At 61.8% G+C, this 16,853-nt stretch carries 18 protein-coding genes and 2 tRNA genes; 12 read left to right on the forward strand and 8 right to left on the reverse strand.

Annotated elements, in window-relative coordinates:
- The first annotated feature begins 79 nt into the window (after nt 1–79).
- From PSH87_RS04100 to PSH87_RS04110, 3 genes are all read left to right on the forward strand, one after another.
- Nucleotides 80–156: transfer RNA gene (locus PSH87_RS04100), tRNA-Pro, on the forward strand.
- A gap of 167 nt (nt 157–323) precedes the next feature.
- Entirely contained in the window at nt 324–1,067 is a 744-nt protein-coding gene (locus PSH87_RS04105) for a cysteine hydrolase family protein (RefSeq protein ID WP_370695291.1), read from the forward strand.
- Between the two features lie 31 nt (nt 1,068–1,098).
- Nucleotides 1,099–1,986 (forward strand): LysR family transcriptional regulator, encoded by an 888-nt coding sequence (locus tag PSH87_RS04110; RefSeq protein WP_305432670.1) that lies wholly within the window; start codon nt 1,099–1,101, stop codon nt 1,984–1,986.
- A 51-nt stretch (nt 1,987–2,037) separates the two neighbouring features.
- Here PSH87_RS04110 and PSH87_RS04115 read toward each other — a convergent pair whose 3' ends face one another.
- The 3 genes from PSH87_RS04115 to PSH87_RS04125 are packed head-to-tail and all read right to left on the reverse strand — an operon-like array spanning nt 2,038 to nt 4,254.
- The gene (locus PSH87_RS04115) at nt 2,038–3,336 is read right to left on the reverse strand and encodes an NAD(P)/FAD-dependent oxidoreductase (RefSeq protein WP_017737925.1); all 1,299 of its coding nucleotides are present in this window, start codon (nt 3,334–3,336) and stop codon (nt 2,038–2,040) included.
- A gap of 60 nt (nt 3,337–3,396) precedes the next feature.
- Nucleotides 3,397–3,570, reverse strand: coding sequence for a DUF3094 family protein (locus tag PSH87_RS04120; protein ID WP_016976295.1), 174 nt, complete (start codon nt 3,568–3,570; stop codon nt 3,397–3,399).
- A gap of 54 nt (nt 3,571–3,624) precedes the next feature.
- A complete protein-coding gene (locus PSH87_RS04125; protein WP_016971624.1) occupies nt 3,625–4,254 on the reverse strand; it encodes a DUF1780 domain-containing protein in 630 nt (209 codons plus the stop codon).
- A gap of 98 nt (nt 4,255–4,352) precedes the next feature.
- Between PSH87_RS04125 and PSH87_RS04130 the strand changes: the two genes are divergently transcribed.
- Nucleotides 4,353–5,042: an energy-coupling factor ABC transporter permease gene (locus tag PSH87_RS04130; protein WP_305432673.1), complete on the forward strand. Its 690-nt coding sequence runs from the start codon at nt 4,353–4,355 to the stop codon at nt 5,040–5,042.
- A 65-nt stretch (nt 5,043–5,107) separates the two neighbouring features.
- Nucleotides 5,108–5,323, forward strand: coding sequence for a hypothetical protein (locus PSH87_RS04135; protein WP_003171680.1), 216 nt, complete (start codon nt 5,108–5,110; stop codon nt 5,321–5,323).
- Here the strand turns inward: PSH87_RS04135 and yacG are convergent.
- The 4 genes from yacG to PSH87_RS04155 are packed head-to-tail and all read right to left on the reverse strand — an operon-like array spanning nt 5,320 to nt 8,208.
- The gene (gene yacG, locus PSH87_RS04140) at nt 5,320–5,520 is read right to left on the reverse strand and encodes a DNA gyrase inhibitor YacG (RefSeq protein WP_017737928.1); all 201 of its coding nucleotides are present in this window, start codon (nt 5,518–5,520) and stop codon (nt 5,320–5,322) included. The two genes, PSH87_RS04135 and yacG, sit on opposite strands and share 4 nt — an antisense overlap.
- Nucleotides 5,517–6,140, reverse strand: a complete 624-nt coding sequence (gene coaE, locus PSH87_RS04145; protein ID WP_305432674.1) for a dephospho-CoA kinase — start codon at nt 6,138–6,140, stop codon at nt 5,517–5,519. The genes yacG and coaE overlap by 4 nt, the downstream gene beginning before the upstream one ends.
- Nucleotides 6,137–7,003 (reverse strand): A24 family peptidase, encoded by an 867-nt coding sequence (locus PSH87_RS04150; RefSeq protein ID WP_305432676.1) that lies wholly within the window; start codon nt 7,001–7,003, stop codon nt 6,137–6,139. Before PSH87_RS04150 ends, coaE begins: the two co-directional genes overlap by 4 nt.
- Nucleotides 7,000–8,208, reverse strand: a complete 1,209-nt coding sequence (locus tag PSH87_RS04155; protein ID WP_305432678.1) for a type II secretion system F family protein — start codon at nt 8,206–8,208, stop codon at nt 7,000–7,002. Before PSH87_RS04155 ends, PSH87_RS04150 begins: the two co-directional genes overlap by 4 nt.
- 202 nt (nt 8,209–8,410) lie before the next feature.
- Here PSH87_RS04155 and PSH87_RS04160 point away from each other — a divergent pair, with 202 nt between their 5' ends.
- The 4 genes from PSH87_RS04160 to PSH87_RS04175 all read left to right on the forward strand — a co-directional run bounded on the left by PSH87_RS04160 (nt 8,411) and on the right by PSH87_RS04175 (nt 10,820).
- The gene (locus tag PSH87_RS04160) at nt 8,411–8,824 is read left to right on the forward strand and encodes a pilin (protein ID WP_026136938.1); all 414 of its coding nucleotides are present in this window, start codon (nt 8,411–8,413) and stop codon (nt 8,822–8,824) included.
- 35 nt (nt 8,825–8,859) lie between these two features.
- A complete protein-coding gene (locus tag PSH87_RS04165) occupies nt 8,860–10,266 on the forward strand; it encodes an O-antigen ligase (RefSeq protein WP_305432680.1) in 1,407 nt (468 codons plus the stop codon).
- 39 nt (nt 10,267–10,305) lie between these two features.
- Nucleotides 10,306–10,378: transfer RNA gene (locus PSH87_RS04170), tRNA-Thr, on the forward strand.
- 136 nt (nt 10,379–10,514) lie between these two features.
- Complete coding sequence (locus PSH87_RS04175) at nt 10,515–10,820, forward strand: DUF6388 family protein (protein WP_017737933.1); 306 nt, start codon at nt 10,515–10,517, stop codon at nt 10,818–10,820.
- Nucleotides 10,821–10,893: 73 nt separating this feature from the next.
- On the opposite strand, the gene nadC is transcribed toward PSH87_RS04175, so the two are convergent.
- Nucleotides 10,894–11,742 carry a carboxylating nicotinate-nucleotide diphosphorylase gene (nadC, locus tag PSH87_RS04180; protein ID WP_017737934.1) on the reverse strand — a complete coding sequence of 283 codons (849 nt, stop codon included), beginning with the start codon at nt 11,740–11,742 and terminating at the stop codon, nt 10,894–10,896.
- A 234-nt stretch (nt 11,743–11,976) separates the two neighbouring features.
- Between nadC and PSH87_RS04185 the strand changes: the two genes are divergently transcribed.
- From PSH87_RS04185 to ampE, 3 genes are read left to right on the forward strand one after another with little or no spacing between them, the layout of a single operon-like run.
- Nucleotides 11,977–14,145 carry a DUF1631 domain-containing protein gene (locus PSH87_RS04185; protein ID WP_305432681.1) on the forward strand — a complete coding sequence of 723 codons (2,169 nt, stop codon included), beginning with the start codon at nt 11,977–11,979 and terminating at the stop codon, nt 14,143–14,145.
- A 43-nt stretch (nt 14,146–14,188) separates the two neighbouring features.
- Entirely contained in the window at nt 14,189–14,752 is a 564-nt protein-coding gene (ampD, locus tag PSH87_RS04190; RefSeq protein WP_305432683.1) for a 1,6-anhydro-N-acetylmuramyl-L-alanine amidase AmpD, read from the forward strand.
- The gene (ampE, locus tag PSH87_RS04195) at nt 14,749–15,585 is read left to right on the forward strand and encodes a regulatory signaling modulator protein AmpE (RefSeq protein ID WP_305432685.1); all 837 of its coding nucleotides are present in this window, start codon (nt 14,749–14,751) and stop codon (nt 15,583–15,585) included. The genes ampD and ampE overlap by 4 nt, the downstream gene beginning before the upstream one ends.
- Nucleotides 15,586–16,853: the final 1,268 nt, after the last annotated feature.

Below are 16,853 nucleotides of genomic sequence, written 5' to 3' on the forward strand. Positions count from 1 at the left end.
AACGCTGGGATCAGATCTTAAGATCAGAGGCCAAAAGCACTGATCGAAGAAGGCGACTGAAAGGTCGCCTTTTTTTTACCGGGGTATAGCGCAGTCCGGTAGCGCGCCTGCTTTGGGAGCAGGATGTCAGGAGTTCGAATCCCCTTACCCCGACCATATTAAAAATCCTCGTATCGAAAGATACGGGGATTTTTTTTGCATTTTTTTCAGCGACACTTGTGCAAATTCCAAACAGATATTGTGCTGATTGGTGCGTTGGTGCGGCGAGCTTGTCCCCCTAGACTGGGCCACGTCAGTCAATCAACCCAACAGGAATTCGCACCATGACCCTTACCGTTCCTTTCCTTGCTGTTCAGCCAACCCGCTCATTGCCTGCGCTGGTCAAGTCCACGCTTGTGGGCTTGGGCATGCTGATGGGCCTTGGTCAATTTGCCACCGCCGCCGAAACCGCTGCAACCCCCCACCCGACCATTCGCGCCATGTCGGGCGCCGAAGCCATCGGTCGTCTGGACCCGAAAACCACCGCCTTGCTGGTGATCGACTTCCAGAATGAATACTTCACCGGGCGCATGCCGATCCCCGATGGCATGAAAGCCCTGGAAAACACCCAGCGCCTGATCAAGTTTGCCGACAAGGAACATATCCAGGTCATCCACGTGCAGCACATCGCCCCAGCCGGCGCCGCCGTATTTGCCACCGATGGCAAGACCGTCGACTTCCACCCGCTGATGAAGCCGCGCTCTCAAGACAAGCTCGTGCAGAAAACCTCCGTCAGCGTGTTTGCCAGCACCGACCTGGATGCGCAGTTGAAGAAAGCCGGCGTCAAGACCCTGATCATCACCGGCCTGATGACCCACGCCTGTGTCGCCGGCGCCGCCCGTGACGCCGCGCCGTTGGGTTATGACGTTGTGGTAGCATCCGATGCCACCGCCACTCGGGCGATTACCCGTATCGATGGCCGTTCGGTGAGCAAGGACGAGCTGCACAACTCGGCGCTGGCTGAGATCGAAGACACGTTCGGCTCGGTGCTGAGCACGTCGCAGATCATTGCCTTGCCGGTGAACTGATTCTCCCGACCAGCCAGGGATCGCCTGCTTCATGAACCAGCTATCCGCCATGCGCGCCTTTCGGTGCATCGTTGAGGCCAAGGGTTTTTCTGCCGCCGCAGAACGCCTGGACACCACGCATTCGACGATTTCCCGGCAGTTGCAACAGCTGGAAATTGAACTGGGCGCCCAACTGATCAACCGCAATACCCGGCGTTTCAGCCTGACCTCGGCCGGGGAGCAATACTACGCCGCCTGCGTCGATATCCTCGATCGCATCGAGGCGGCTTCCCAGGCCATCGCCCAGGGCCACCAGCGCCCGGAAGGCTTGCTCAGGGTCAGTGTCCCGCTGGTGGTGGGCACGCTGGACTTGCCGCACTGGCTGCCGGGCTTTCAGCGGCGCTACCCCGATATCGAGCTTGAGCTGCACTGCGACGATCAATTTGTCGACCTGGTCGCCGCTGGGTTCGACGTGGCGATACGCATCGCCAGCGCGTTGGCGGACACCACCTTGATGGCACGCACGTTGGCAGTCTCCAGGCAGGTTCTGGTGGCCTCGCCGGGCTATATCGGCCGTCACGGCTTGCCCCGTTCGGCGCAGGAACTCGACAAACATCGCTTGCTGACGTTTATCGGGGCTTCGTCGGATTGGCAGCTGAGTGCGGCGCGCGGGGGCTCGGTCAACGTCACCCCGGCGGGGCGGTTCAGGAGCAATACCATCAGTGCGCTGCACGCGGCGACATTGGCGGGGGCGGGCATTGCGTGTTTCACCCAGGCCACGGTGCGTAATGAGTTGGCGCAGGGCCTGCTTGTGCCGATCCTGCCCAACTATTCATTAGGCGAGCGCCATTACTACGCCCTCTATCCGCAGTCCCGGCACCTGGCGCCGAAGGTGCGGGCGTTTGTCGACCATATGGCGGAGTTTTATTCGGCCCAATAAAAAATCCCCCTATCGTTTGATAGGGGGATTTTTTTGTGGCTGCGGCGTCGATCAGTGCAGCTTGAGCCTTGGCTCAGTCCCGCGCCCGATCTTGCTGCCGAGCATCAGCATCGCCGTGCGGAAAAAGCCGTACAGGGCCATCTGGTGCATGCGGTACAGCGACACATAGAACATCCGCGCCAGCCAGCCTTCCAGCATCACGCTGCCGGTCAGGTTGCCCATCAGGTTGCCCACCGCCGAGAACCGCGACAGCGAGATCAACGAGCCGTAGTCGGTGTATTTGTAGCTCGGCAGGTCCTTGCCTTCGATGCGCAGCTTGAGCGACTTGGCCAACAGCGAAGCCTGCTGGTGAGCGGCCTGGGCCCGTGGCGGCACGTTGCGGTCGGTGCCCGGTTGCGGGCAGGCGGCGCAGTCGCCGAAGGCGAAGATGTTCTCGTCACGGGTGGTTTGCAGCGTCGGCAACACCTGCAATTGGTTGATGCGGTTGGTTTCCAGGCCATCGATGTCCTTGAGGAAACCCGGTGCGCGAATCCCGGCCGCCCACACCTTCAGGCTGGCGGGAATCACCTGGCCGCTGCTGGTGATCAGCGCGTCGGCCGTCACTTCGCTGACCGCCGAGTTTGTCAGCACGGTCACACCGAGCTTCTCCAGGGTTTTATGCACCGGCCCGCCAATCCGCTCCGGCAGGGCAGGCAATACCCGTGGGCCGGCTTCGATCAGGGTGATGTGCATGTTTTCCGGCTTGATGCGGTCCAGGCCATAGGCCGCCAGTTCATGGGCGGCGTTATGCAGCTCGGCGGCCAATTCGACGCCCGTGGCACCGGCGCCGACGATGGCGACGCTGATCTGCTCGACCGCATCGGTTTGCCCGGCATGGGCGCGCAGATAGTGGTTGAGCAACTGCTGGTGGAAGCGCTCGGCCTGCTTGCGGGTGTCGAGGAACAGGCAGTGCTGCGCCGCGCCCTCGGTGCCGAAGTCGTTGGTGGTGCTGCCGACGGCGATCACCAGGCTGTCATAACCCAGCACGCGCGCGGGCACCAGCTCGCGGCCTTCTTCGTCGAGGGTGGCGGCCAGCTGGATTTTCTTCTGTTCACGATCCAACCCGCTCATGCGCCCCAGCTGAAACTCGAAGTGGTTCCATTTGGCTTGGGCAACATAATTGAGTTCGTCTTCCGAAGAATTCAGCGAACCGGCAGCGACTTCGTGCAGCAAGGGCTTCCAGATATGGGTCAGGTTGGCGTCCACCAGCGTGATGCTGGCGGTGCCGCGCTTGCCCAGAGTCTTACCCAGGCGGGTAGCCAACTCCAGGCCGCCGGCGCCGCCGCCGACGATAATAATACGATGGGTCATGGGGATATCTCGCAAGGCTAAAAGAAATCGGAGCAGTTACCCCCGCGAGCGCCAGGCAGCTCATAGCGTCAGGTAACTCAAAAGGCGGCTCAGCAGACCGAGGCCGATCACCACAACCAGCACCACACCGAGGAGCAGCCACGGCCGGAAAGGCTTGCGCTCGACTCGGTTTTGGGAAAGTTGCAGGTACTCTTCGACATGCTGTTGGTCATCGGGGTTCAGGCGGCTGGTCATAAAGGCCTCGTCAGGTAGACGTTGCAAAAGGGCGCCACGTTACAGTCCGGGGGCTCACAGGCTGATACCCACGTCGAACACTATGCTGCGGCCCAGGTTGTTGCGCAAGAAATCCGGTGCGTCGGGGTGGGCAAACAGCACGCGGGCAAAGGTCGGCCCCACCAGTGACAGCGAGCGCCAGCCCTGGCGCAGGTATTCCGTCGGCGGCGGGAAGTGGCTGTTGAGGTCGAGTACTTCACGCTTGAGGCTGGTGAAGGCGATGAGGTCCAGCTCACCCAGTTCTATCCCGCGTTCTTTATAGTTGTGCGCCTTCTTGCGCAGCGTCGGCGCCAGGCGCAGCAAAAACTCATGGGCGGGGATGCGTCGCGGCTTGGCTTCGCGCCGCACCAACTGGCTGAGGGAGAAGGCGCTGCGTCGGCGCAGCAACTCGTCGCGCCATTCGTCGTTCAGTCGCCGGCCCTCGTCCAGGACAAAAAACACCTCGAAACTGGCATCGCGAAACAGTACGTCCGGCGGTTCTTGCCCGGCGGCGTGAAACTCTTCGGCCCGGTAGGGCACGTTCAAGCCTTGCAGCAGGCGCTGGCAGACCCAACGCTCACGCTCCCATTTGCGGGCATTGGACAAGAACGCATTGGCTTGTTCGGCCGCTACGGTGAGCAGGCGCAAGTAATCTGAGTCATCCATGCTTGCAGCTTAGCGTCCAAATGATGACCGCAGGAAGTCCCGCTGCAAAAGGTCGGTGTAGACTGCTCACTCGATTGTTATTCAAGTTGGGGGCCGTCGTGATCAGTGCTGCAGTGCTCGCACCACAAACCCTGGGTCTCGGCTGGTTGCTGTTTGTGCCCGTGGTGCTGTGGGCGATTCTGCGCTCACCCTGGGTCGAGGTGTTTGCCGACCGACGGCGCCAGCATTTGCTGTTCGGCACCGTGTTCGCGCTGTTTATGTTGTGGCTGGTGCGGCGGGATTTTGATACCGGGGTCTCCTACCATTTTATCGGCATGACCGCCGTGACCCTGTTGCTGGATTGGCCTCTGGCAATCGTCGGCGGTTTTGCCGCCCAGCTTGGTTTGATGGTGTTGGGGCGTCAGGACCTGGCGGCGCTCGGCGTTAACGGCCTGCTGCTGATCGTGCTGCCGGTGCTGGTCACCGAAACCTGCGCGCTGTTGGTGGAGCGCGCGCAACCACGCAATCCCTTTGTGTATATCTTCTGCTCGGGCTTTTTCGCCGCCGCGCTGTCGGCCTTGCTCTGCCTGTTGCTGGGGCTGGGCCTGCTGTGGTTCGACGGGCGCTTCGCCATGCCGGAATGGCTGGAAGATTTCGTCGGCTACCTGTGGCTGATCATCTTTCCCGAAGCCTTTATCAACGGCATGGTCATCAGCGCGTTGGTGGTGTTCTGCCCGGAATGGCTGGAGACCTTCAACCGCACCCGCTACCTCTCGGCACCCTGGAACGACGACGATTCGCCGCGTTGATCCAGATCAAATCCCGCGCCCACGCGCAGGCCCATGCTCTGCCAAATTTTCCAGGAGCACGGATCATGAGTGTGTACGAGTGGGCACGGCAGGAGTTGCGCAGAAGTCAGGACGCGGCACAGGAAATCGGCTTTGACCCAGGCTTGACCCTGCGCGCCATGCTCAGCGCGGTGGTGCAGCAGAGCAAGGGCGTGCGCAGTTTCGAAGACCTGGCCGACGAGCTGCAATACCTTGCAGAGAACCTCGACGACCAGCAGGAATACGCCTTTATGCGGCCTTAGTGGCGCGGCGTCAGGTCTTCGGAAAACAGCTCATCCTCGGCATCCGGGGCCACGGGGATCTTGTGTTCTTCAGCGGCCCAGGCACCCAGGTCGATGAGTTTGCAACGGTCCGAGCAGAACGGCCGGTTGAGGTTGGTCGCTGTCCATTCCACGGGGGCGCCGCAGGTTGGGCAATCGACGGTCAAGGGTTGGCTCATGATCGGCCTCCACGCAAAGTAAGGTAAAAGTGGTGCAGTCGCTCGACTTCGCTGTGCAGCCAGGCGAGGTCCTTGTCATTGACCAGCACATCATCGGCATGTTTCAGGCGCTCTTCGCGGCTGGACTGCGCCTTGAGGATCGCCTGCACCTGCTGTTCGCTGATGCCGTCGCGCTGCAGGGTACGCTGAATCTGCACGGATTGCGGCACGTCGATCACCAGGATGCGCTGGGTCATGCTGTGCTGGCCGGACTCGATCAGCAACGGCGACACCAGGATCGCGTAGGGCGACTGCGCGCGCGCCAGATGGCTGCGAATCTCTTCGCCGATCAACGGGTGCAGCAAGGCTTCCAGCCAGCGCCGCTGTTCGGGGACTTCAAAGATCAGCTTGCGCAACGCGGCGCGGTCCAGTTGGCCGTCAGGTTGCAGCACGCCCGCGCCAAAGTGCTCGGCGATACGCGCCAGTGCCGGCCGGCCGGGTTCGACGACCCAGCGGGCGGCGTGATCGGCGTCCACCAGGTCGATACCCAGGTCGATAAAGTGCTGGGCCGCCGCGCTTTTGCCGCTGCCGATGCCGCCGGTGAGGCCAAGAATCCAGGGTGTTGCAACAGAAGTGGTCATCTGAAACCGACAGACTGCAAATAGAAGTCGGTTATTTGACCACCCCAGAGCAATGCAATCCAGCCGGCAATTGCCAGATAGGGGCCGAACGGCATGGGCGCCGACGCCTGGGTCTTGCGCAGGCGCATCAGGATCAGCCCGCCCATCACCCCGAGCAGCGATGACATCAGCAAGGTCATCGGCAGGATTTGCCAGCCGCCCCAGGCGCCGAGCAGGGCCAGCAACTTGAAGTCGCCATGGCCCATGCCGTCCTTGCCGGTGGCCAGCTTGAACAGCCAGAACACCGACCACAGGCTCATGTAGCCGACCACTGCGCCCCATACCGCATCGGCCAGCGTCACCTGCACGTCGAAGCTGTTGAGGATCAGCCCCAGCCACAACAGCGGCAGCACCAGTACATCCGGCAACAGTTGGTGATCGGCATCGATCAGGCTCATCGCCAGCAGTCCCCAACTCAGCAGCAGGATCGCTGCCGCTTGCCAGCCAACACCGAAATGCCAGGCGACCACCGCTGAAATCAGCGCACAGGCCAGTTCTGTGAAGGGGTAGCGCGCACTGATCGGCCCACGGCAGTGGGCGCAGCGCCCCCGGAGCATCAGGTAGCTGAGCACGGGGATATTTTCCCAGGGGCGAATCGGCTGGCTGCAATGGGGGCAGCAGGAGTTGGGAAACATCAGGTTGTAGGTCGGCCCAGCGGGGTCGCTCGGCAGGCCGAGGACTTCCTGGGCCTGGGCGCGCCATTCGCGTTCGAGCATTTTCGGCAGGCGCCACACCAGCACGTTGAGAAAGCTGCCGACGATCAGGCCCAGCACCAGTGCCATGCCGACAAAAAGCCAGGGTTGTTCACTCAGCAGCAGGCTCAAAATGCGCTCCCCAATTGAAACACCGGCAAATACATCGCAATCACCAGTCCCCCGACAATGCTCCCCAGCACGACCATGATCAGCGGCTCCATCAAACTTGTGAGTCTATCCACCAGGCTGTCTACGTCAGCCTCATAGTGGCTGGCGACCTTTTCCAGCATGCGGTCCAGCGTACCGGACTCTTCGCCGATGATCGTCATCTGGATCGCCATGCGGGGAAACAGGCCGCTGCCGGTCATGGCTTGATTCAACTGAATCCCGCTGGCGACATCATGGCGCATGCGCTCGATGGCCCGCCTGAATGGCCCGTTGCCGACTGCGCCAGCCACTGAGTCCAGGGCCTGCACCAGGGGAACGCCTGCGCTAAACGTAGTCGAGAGTGTGCGAGCGTAGCGGGCCACGGCGGATTTTTTCATCAATGTGCCTGCCAGGGGCGCTTTCAATAAAGCGGCTTGCAACCCGTGGCGAAACCCCGGGGACACACGATAAGCCTGGCGCAACGCGGCAATCGACACACCCAGGCAAGCTGCGACAATCCACCAGGCACGTTGCAGGAATTCGGACAGGGCAATAACCCCCAGGGTAAAACCGGGCAATTCGCCATCGACGCCGGCGAACAGGCTCTGGAATTGCGGCACCACATGCATCAGCAGCAGCGTACAGACCACGCTGGCGACCACCAGCACCGCCGCGGGATAGGTCATGGCCTTCTTGACCCGCGCCTTGAGTTGCTGGGTTTTCTCCAGGTGTATCGCAACGCGTTCCAGCAGTGCTTCCAGGGCGCCGGCTTGTTCGCCGGCCGCAATCAGGTTGCAGTACAACTCATCGAAATAGCGTGGCTGTTTACGCAGCGCGGTTGCCAGGTTGGTGCCGGCGGCGATCTCTTGTTTCAACCCATTTACCAGTGCTTGCATGTGCGGGTTTTCGAAGCCTTCACTGACAATATCGAGGGCTTGCAGCAGAGGGATTCCCGCTTTCAACAGTGTGGCCAACTGGCGGGTGAAGAGGACGATATCCAGCGCTTTGATCGGTGCTGTGAGGCTCGGCAAGACACTGGCGCGCTTGCGCACACGCCCAGGGCAGATCCCTTGCTGGCGCAGCTGCGCCTTGATCAGTGCGGGGTTGTGGCCTGCGGTTTGCCCGCACACCCTGCGCCCTTTGCGGTTGGTGCCTTCCCAGGCGTAGATCGTTGAAGCGTTGTCCATGTCACGGTTCCGCATGCGGGGAGTGGAAGATTTATAGCTTAGTCAGGTGACGGATTCGGACGGATTGGCCGCGCGCGATAAAATGTCAGAATGTGCGTCTTGCAGGCGCTTGCCCCGTTGCGGATGAGTACACTGGCGCCGCTGCACACTACGGGGCGCAGGACGCGCCTTGTCATGGGTTCTATTCTGGAGAGTGAATGTGATACGTCAGAAAGGTTTTACCTTGATCGAGTTGCTGATCGTCGTGGCAATCATCGGCATCTTGGCCACCATCGGCTTGCCGATGTACACCACGCACCAGGCCAAGGCCAAGTTCACGGCAGGGCTGGCTGAAATCACGGCGTTGAAGGCCGGTTACGAGGACGTTTTCAACCAAGGCACAGTGCCCACCGTGGCCTTGATCGGTGGCACCACCCCGACCGCCAACTGCAAGATCGACGTGGCAGGGGATGTGGCCACGGGCGTCGGTTCCATCAGCTGCGAAATCCTCGACGCGCCGGCGCCGGTGCTGGGCAAGACCATCACCTTGACCCGCGACGCGACCAAGGGCTGGAAGTGTGTGACCAGCGCCGAAGAAAAATACGTCGCCAAGGGCTGCGGCGCCAACGGCGCGTAACGACCCAACCATCCACACGGACGTAGAGGTGGCTGATGGCGTTTTCCATCCAGCAGCGCGGTAATGTGTTCCTGGTGTTGGCGGTGTGCCTGCTGGTGCTGGGGGTTTGTGCCCCTTTCAGTGGGCACGACCTGCAACGCACGCTACAGATTGCCCTGGCACTGGGCGCGCTGCTGTATGGGCTGGCGGCCCCCAACACGGCGTGGGTGGACCGGCCCACCGCGTTCGGCCTGGGGCTGGTGATCGCCCTGGGCCTGCTGTCTTCGGCCCTGGCCCACCGGCCGCTCTGGGCATTCACCGAGGTGGCGTTGCTGGTCAGTTGTGGCGTGATTGCGCTGGCGTTCGCCATGCTTCGCCGGCATGGCGGCGAGCCGCTGGATCGCGTCCTGTTGCTGGTTGTCATGCTGTTGTGCCTGATCAAGGCGAGCCAATACCTGCATGCGGTGATGCTGGCATTTACCAGTGGCCAGCGCGTGCTGGACCTCGATCTGTTGCTGTCGGGCTTCTCCAACAAGCGTTTCTACGGTCAATTCCAGACCTTCACCCTGCCATTGCTGGCGCTGCCCCTGCTGATGCCCAAGCTCCCGCGTTCCTTGCGCGTTGCTGTGTTTGCCCTGCTGTCGGTGTGGTGGTTGATCGCCATCAGCGGGGGCACGCGGGGCACATGGCTCGGCATGGGCGCGGCGGGTGTCTTGCTGATGGTGTTGGGGCCGTTCGGGCGACGTTGGTTGGCCTGGCAATTGGCCGCGGTGAGCCTTGGCCTGTTGCTGTACGGGCTGTTGTTCTCGGTACTGGCGGGCTATTTGGGCATCGAAACCTCAAGCGGTGCCAGCGATCGCCTTACCACTTCACTGTCGGGGCGTGCCGAGATCTGGTGGCAGGCCTGGCATATGATCGTCGAGCGCCCGTGGCTGGGTTTCGGGCCGATGCAGTTTGCCGACATCCCCAACGACGTGGCGACCCATCCTCATCAGGCGATCCTGCAATGGGCCAGTGAGTGGGGCGTGCCTTCGACGATTTGCGTCGTCGCATTGGCCTGGCGCGGCGGTTGGGCCACAGTCAGCTTGTTGCGTGAGCGGGCGTTGTCGGCGCAGCGTTCGGACTTGCTGCGCCTGTGCCTGTTTGCCGCGTTGGTCGGCGCACTGACGCAGTCCATGGTCGATGGCGTGATCGTGATGCCCGTTTCGCAGCTGTGGTTGGCGTTGGTGGTGGGTTGGCTGATGGCGCTGCACATCTGGGCGGTGGCGCCAACGGCCTTGCCGGTACCGGTCAGTCACCTGTGGAAACTGTTGAGTGTGTTGGCCGTTGGTCTGCTGATCGTTGTTGCCGTTCGTGATGTGCCTCACATCACACAGGCCCAGCAACGTTATGTCGGCGACACCCACAAGCGCCTCCAGCCGCGCTTCTGGGCCCAGGGGGTGATTGCGCTGCCAGGGTCGTGAGTTGCCGGACACCCGATGCGGTGCTAGCTTTAGCCCACCGCCCGTGTAGCTCAGTTGGTAGAGCAGCGCACTCGTAACGCGAAGGTCGCAGGTTCGATTCCTGTCTCGGGCAAAAAGGCAGCACTGTTTTCAGATGATCCCAGAATGGTTCTGAAGGCCAGACGAGTCGGTATTCACGCCCGCTCTTTTGTATCTGCGCAACCTTGATGACCCAGATGCATCCCCATTCCTCGATCTAAGAGAACGACATGACCACGACTGAAATGACCCAGGAAGTTCGGCACGCAGAAGCCCTCAAGAAATACCTCGAGGGCACGCCGCAGCTTAAAGAAGAGATCAAGGACTTGAGCGCTGATGATCAGCGTGACCAGATCCAGTGGGCATTCGAGGATGAGGCAGAGAGCCAGGGCTTGCAGCCTTGGGAGCTGACCCTCAAGTACACCTCGACAGCGGACGAATTCGACACCGCACGGCTGGCCTTGCACAAGGAGGCGGCTGAAGTGCTGGGTGTTGAGTGGGAAGAGTATTGCGAGATGAATAATCTTGTAGTTTAAGAGCTGCTACAAGTTTCAAGCTGCAAGCTGCAAGTTGTCGCGCAGCCTCTTGCAGCTTGCAGCTTGCAGCTCCTCAGATACTGAGCCGCATCGACAAATCCACCGCCTTCACATCCTTGGTCATCGCGCCAATGGAGATGTAGTCCACGCCGGTTTCCGCGATCGGCAGCAGCGTGCTTTCATTGATCCCGCCGCTGGCTTCCAGCTTGGCCTTGCCGGCATTCAGGCGAACCGCTTCACGCATATCGTCCAGGCTCAGTTCGTCGAGCATGATGATGTCGGCGCCGGCCGCCAGCGCTTCACGCAATTCTTCCAGGCTCTCCACTTCGATTTCCACCGGTTTTCCCGGCGCGATCTTGTGGGCGGCCGTAATGGCCTGGGCAATGCCACCGCAGGCGGCAATATGGTTTTCCTTGATCAGGAACGCGTCATACAAACCGATGCGGTGGTTGTGACAGCCGCCGCAGGTGACCGCATATTTCTGCGCCAGGCGCAGGCCCGGCAATGTCTTGCGGGTGTCCAGCAGCTTGACCTGGGTGCTGGCGACAAAGTCCGCCAGGAATTGGGCGCGCGTCGCCACACCAGACAGCAGTTGCAGGAAGTTCAGGGCGCTGCGCTCGCCACTGAGCAGCGAGCGGGCCGGGCCTTCGAGGTGGAACAGCGCCTGGTTGGGGCTGACGCGCTCACCGTCGGCCACCTGCCAATGCACGGCGACGCGTGGGTCCAACTGGCGGAATACCGCATCCACCCAGGCGGTGCCGGCAATCACCGCCGCATCGCGGGTAATGATCGTGGCCTTGGCCAGCCGCTCGGCCGGGATCAATTGCGCGGTGATATCGCCGCTGCCGATGTCTTCGAGCAGCGCGCGGCGCACGTTGGCTTCGATTTCGGCGGTGAGGTCGGCAAGACGGAGATTCGGCATAACAGGCTCCACAAACAAAGTGCCTGGATTATAGGGGCAGTGTGCGTTCGAACCCATAACCCACCGCTCAATTACAGCCGAATGACAGAGTTTGCTGGCGCAACTACCCCCATTTGCAAGATAATCTCGCGCCTTGCAATTGGCGTCATAGCTTTGACGTCCTGGTGATGACTGGAATCGCGCAGCGCCCGCGCCATCATTCCCCAACAGACACCGCCGTATCAGGAGGCCAGGATGCACAATGACGGAAAGGTGGTGCCGATCAACAAGGCACAGGCTATGCCATCGCCGCTCGCGCGCTTGCCGGTGGTGTTGCTGCAGGTCCGTGACAAGGCTGCCCAGCAGTTGCAGCAAGGTCTGCAGGAGCTGTTCGATAACGCCGACGACACCCTCTTCGAAATGGCCGACAAGGCGCGTAACAACCTCGATCACCATATTTTCTTTGAAGCCATGCGCGACCTGCGCCTCAAGCGCAAGAATTTCGAGCGCGTGTTCATGGAGCAGCTGTTCGCCGCCTTCGCCAACCTGGGCCTGGCGGGGCCGGGTGAGCGGCAGCTCGTGCCGGTGGTGTCCTACGACGCGGTGCCAGGCACATCCCGCGACGAGCTGGAGAAAGCCGTGGCGCTGGAGGCCATGCTGGGGCGGGTGCGACATCGCGACGGCCTGGCCCTGGGGCAACTGACGGCGCGCTTGAGTGCCGTGCTGGTCAAGGGCCTGGACGAGCGCGAGAACCCATTGGGGCCGGCCCTGTTGTGTGAGTTTTTCCTGCGGGCCGGGCGCAGCCTGGGGGTGGAAATCCGCGTCAAGCTGATCATGCTCAAGCTGTTTGAAAAGTACGTGCTCAGCGACGCCGACCAACTGTATGGCGAAGCCAATCAGCTGTTGGTCGCCACCGGCGTGTTGCCCGAACTCAAGGCGGCGCCCTCGCGGCGCCCCGGCGGGCGGGCGGCCCGTGAACACTTGCGTAAAGACAGCTTGCCGGCCACCGATGCACCGCTGGACGAAAACGGCCAGCAAGCGTTTGCCGCCTTGCAGGAACGGCTCAAGGCCGTGCGTGGCAGCGTGGCGCCCACCCTGGAAGCCAGCGCCGAACTTCAGCCGATCGCCACGCGCGACCTGCTGCGGCTGCTGTCCCATTTGCAGCAGTATGTGCCCACGCCAGACACCGAAGACGATGTCGATCTGCGCAACCAGCTTGGCCAGTTGCTGACCCGGGTCAGCGTCAAGAGCGGCAAATCCCGGGTGGTCGAGGTCGCGGACGAAGACGTGATCAACCTGATGGCCCTGCTGTTCGAGTTCATCCGCAAGGACCGCAACTTGCCTGGCGCGCTCAGGGCGTTGATCGCCCGGCTGCAGATTCCGTTGCTGAAAGTTGCGGTGCTGGACAAGAGTTTTTTCAGTCGCCCCAGCCATCCGGTACGTCGGCTGCTCAATGAAGTCGGTTGTGCCGCTGTGCAGTGGAGCCCACGGGAGGATTATCAGCGCGACGCCTTGTACCTGCGTATCGAGCAAGTTGTGCAGCGTCTGCTGAATGAGTTTGTCGAAGATCCGGCGATTTTTTCCCAGTTGCTCGTGGAGTTCACGGCGTTTATTGCCGATGAGCAGCGCCGCAGCGCACTGGTCGAGCAGCACACCCGTGACGCCGAACAGGCGCGCGTGTTGAGCGACGCGGCCCGCGAGCGGGTTGCCCAGGTGCTGAATCAACGGCTGCTGGGCAAGGCATTACCGCCCGCCGTGGTGCAGTTTGTACAACAGGCGTGGAGCCAGGTGCTGTTGCTGGCCAGCCTCAAGCATGGCGAGCAGTCGGTGCAGTGGCAGTCGGCGCTGCGCACCCTGGACGAGTTGATCTGGAGCGTCGGCCTGCAAAGCGACACCGAGGCTGGTCGGCATCTGCTGGAACGCCTGCCGGGCCTGCTCAAAGCGTTGCGCGACGGCTTGACCAGCGCCGCGTTCGACCCGTTCAGCACCCGTGAATTCTTTGTGCGCTTGCAGGTATTGCACGTTCAGCCCCTGACGGGCGTCGAAGTGTTGAGCGTCGTCCGTGAGCCCTTTACCTTTGGCGCCGAGGTGCCCGACACGGCCCAGGACTTGCCGGGAGATGACCCCGACCTGATCAGTGCCCTGCAGATGCGCATCGGTGACTGGGTCGAGTTCCAGCAAGGCAACGACGCGGCACTGCGCTGCAAGTTGACGGCGATTGTTGCGCCGGCCAACCGTTACATTTTTATCAACCACACCGGCCTCAAGGTGCTGGAGCAAAACCTCGGCGAACTGGCCCAGGCATTCAAGCGCGGCGACCTGCGCAGGCTTGACGACGGGCTGCTGTTCGACCGGGCGCTGGCCACGGTGCTGGGCAATTTGCGCCAACTCAATCGCGGCAAACCATCGCAACCACAGGGCTGAACGCGGCATACTGGTCACACTTTGTCACGCTCAAGGACCCTGTATGCAGTTGGACCCCCTCAGCGGTTGGTGCAAGGGCATCCGTCATTGCCCTTCGCCCAACTTCAACGAGCGCCCCGCTGGCGAAATCTCGCTGTTGGTGGTGCATAACATCAGCCTGCCACCGGCGCAGTTTGCCACCGGCAAGGTGCAGGAATTTTTCCAGAACCGCCTGGATGTCACGGAACACCCTTACTTTGAAGGGATCGCCGACCTACGCGTGTCCGCGCATTTTCTGATTGAGCGCGACGGCGCCGTAACGCAGTTTGTGTCCTGCATCGACCGAGCGTGGCATGCCGGGGTCTCGTGTTTCGAGGGGCGTGAGACGTGCAATGACTTTTCCCTGGGTATCGAGCTGGAAGGCACGGATGATTTGCCATTCACCGACGCCCAATACACGGCGCTGACCGACCTGACCCGGCAATTGCTGGCGGCTTACCCAGGCATTACCCACCAGCGCATTTGTGGTCACAGCGATATCGCCCCGGGGCGCAAGACCGACCCCGGCCCGGCTTTTGATTGGGCGCGTTTTCGGGGCGCCCTGCAGGATGGAGGACACGCACAATGAGTTTCCTGGTATTGGTGCTGGCAGTGTGGATCGAGAAATTCTCGGCCTTGCGCCAGCGGTTGCAGCGCGACGGTGGATGGCTGCGCGAGCTGGCCAAGCTGGAATCGAACCCGCGCATGGGCAAGCAGCCTTGGCTGATCCTGGTGCTGCTGGTGTTGCTGCCCGTGGCGTTGCTGGCGCTGTTGCTGCTGGTGCTGGAACCCGTGGCCTACGGCCTACTGGCCCTGCCGGTGCACCTGTTGGTGGTGATCTACAGCCTGGGGCGCGGCGATCTACTGGCCGGGCTCGGGCCGTTTCGGGACGCCTGGCGGCGTGGCGACCTGCAAGCCGCCGAGCACGTGGCCGAGCGCGACCTGAAGCTGGGCGCCGACAGTGGCGAGCAACTGCTCGAACGCGTGCAGGGGCATCTGCTGTGGCAGGCGTACCAGAGCTTTTTCGCGGTGATTTTCTGGTACTTCCTGCTGGGCCCGGTCGCGGCACTGGCTTATCGCCTGTTGGCCTTGGCCAGCGAACACAGCCAGAACCCTCTGGTCGCCGAGCGCGCCGGGCAGTTGCGCCATGCGTTTGACTGGCTGCCGGTGCGCTTGCTGGCGGCCAGCTTTGCCCTGGTGGGCAACTTCGTCGCGGTCAGCCGCGTGATGCTCCACGAACTGCTGAGTTGGGACATCAGCGCCGCTCAGTTGGTGGAGAAAGTCGGCCTGGTCGCCGCTGAAATCCCACCACCGGTGGTCGGCGCAGACGGCATCAACAGCCTCGACCGACTGTGGGAACTGCTGCTGCGCGCGGCGGTGCTGTGGTATGCCGGCTTCGCGATCTGGACCGTGTTGCCCTAAACCCTTGTGGGAGCGGGCTTGCCCGCTCCCACATTTGTTTGTTGTTAACCTTACGTTACAAAACTCCCTTTCAAATTGAGCTATATAGAGGGTGGCGTTCTGCCGCTACCCTGCGCCTCAATAAAAATAAAAGAAAGGGAGTTCACCTGTGAAGAGCTTGCTCTATCCCGCCGTCGCGCTGATGAATCGCTTGAGCTTCGGCATGAAATTCAGCCTGATCAGCGTGTTATTCCTGCTGCCGATGCTGGCCACCAACTATTACCTCGTGCGCGATTCCTGGCGCGAATTCCAGGGCACGCGCATCGAATTGCAAAGCCTGGATTTGCTCGGCAGCAGCCTGGCCCTGCGCCGCGACCTCGAAACCCTGAACAACCAGGTGCAGATCAACGCGACCCTTGGCCAGTCCGGCAAGGCCGGTGACCTGGAGGGCAAGATCAACGCCTTGGAACAGGCAGTGTTGAGCCGCCTGCAAAGCCTCACTGCGATGGCCACCGACCCCGAGCAAATCGCTGCATTTGACGCCAAGCGCGATGAGTTGATCGCCGCCTTCAAGGCCCAGCAGCAGGAAACCTCGCTGCTGAGCAAAAGCGCGCTGATCGGCAAGTTGCTCAACAAGGCGCACATGCTCAGCCAGGTGATTGCCAGCCAGTCCGGCCTGAGCCGCGACCCCCAGGGCGATTTGCGCCAACTTACCGAGCTGATCACCAGCATCACTCCGCAAGTCACCCAGACCCTCGGCGAAGGCCGGGCGATGGGCGCGTATTCCCTGGGCCAGGGTTTTCTCAACTCATCCTCCAGCACACGCTTTGACGAACTCCTGCAGCAGTTGGAAAAACTCCACGGCGAATACGCCCTGAAACTGCAGGATGCCTTGGGCGCCAGCAAGCCCGCTCACGCAGCGCTTGATGGCCTGGCCAAGGCCAGCAATGCCAGCCTCAAGCAAGGCAGCGAGCTGTTTGAAGAACAGGTGGTCATGGCCGAAACCCTCGACGCGCCTTGGCAAGGCTTCTACGACAACGTCAGCCAACTGATGGCCAAGACCTACCAACTCGACGAGGCGACCCTGACCTTCCTTGGCCAGCAGTTGCAGCAGCGGCTGGCGCAAAACCGCACGCACATGGTCGGACTGGTCTGCGCCCTCTCGGCGGTGTTTTTGCTGATTTTCTATCTGTACGCCGGCTTCTACGCCTCCACCCGCACCACCCTGCGCCGCCTGGGCGCGATGATGGACAAGGTCGCGGCGGGCGATATGACCGTCACCTTCGTCG

It is taken from the genome of Pseudomonas sp. FP453, assembly GCF_030687495.1.
GTDB lineage: Bacteria > Pseudomonadota > Gammaproteobacteria > Pseudomonadales > Pseudomonadaceae > Aquipseudomonas.

Bases quoted from the DNA above. Each gene is read 5' to 3' on its own strand.
- PSH87_RS04105 (WP_370695291.1), top strand. From the start codon at position 324: ATGACCCTTACCGTTCCTTTCCTTGCTGTTCAGCCAACCCGCTCATTG.
- PSH87_RS04110 (WP_305432670.1), top strand. From the start codon at position 1,099: ATGAACCAGCTATCCGCCATGCGCGCCTTTCGGTGCATCGTTGAGGCC.
- PSH87_RS04115 (WP_017737925.1), bottom strand. From the start codon at position 3,336: ATGACCCATCGTATTATTATCGTCGGCGGCGGCGCCGGCGGCCTGGAG.
- PSH87_RS04120 (WP_016976295.1), bottom strand. From the start codon at position 3,570: ATGACCAGCCGCCTGAACCCCGATGACCAACAGCATGTCGAAGAGTAC.
- PSH87_RS04125 (WP_016971624.1), bottom strand. From the start codon at position 4,254: ATGGATGACTCAGATTACTTGCGCCTGCTCACCGTAGCGGCCGAACAA.
- PSH87_RS04135 (WP_003171680.1), top strand. From the start codon at position 5,108: ATGAGTGTGTACGAGTGGGCACGGCAGGAGTTGCGCAGAAGTCAGGAC.
- yacG (WP_017737928.1), bottom strand. From the start codon at position 5,520: ATGAGCCAACCCTTGACCGTCGATTGCCCAACCTGCGGCGCCCCCGTG.
- coaE (WP_305432674.1), bottom strand. From the start codon at position 6,140: ATGACCACTTCTGTTGCAACACCCTGGATTCTTGGCCTCACCGGCGGC.
- PSH87_RS04155 (WP_305432678.1), bottom strand. From the start codon at position 8,208: ATGGACAACGCTTCAACGATCTACGCCTGGGAAGGCACCAACCGCAAA.
- PSH87_RS04165 (WP_305432680.1), top strand. From the start codon at position 8,860: ATGGCGTTTTCCATCCAGCAGCGCGGTAATGTGTTCCTGGTGTTGGCG.
- PSH87_RS04175 (WP_017737933.1), top strand. From the start codon at position 10,515: ATGACCACGACTGAAATGACCCAGGAAGTTCGGCACGCAGAAGCCCTC.
- nadC (WP_017737934.1), bottom strand. From the start codon at position 11,742: ATGCCGAATCTCCGTCTTGCCGACCTCACCGCCGAAATCGAAGCCAAC.
- PSH87_RS04185 (WP_305432681.1), top strand. From the start codon at position 11,977: ATGCACAATGACGGAAAGGTGGTGCCGATCAACAAGGCACAGGCTATG.
- ampD (WP_305432683.1), top strand. From the start codon at position 14,189: ATGCAGTTGGACCCCCTCAGCGGTTGGTGCAAGGGCATCCGTCATTGC.
- ampE (WP_305432685.1), top strand. From the start codon at position 14,749: ATGAGTTTCCTGGTATTGGTGCTGGCAGTGTGGATCGAGAAATTCTCG.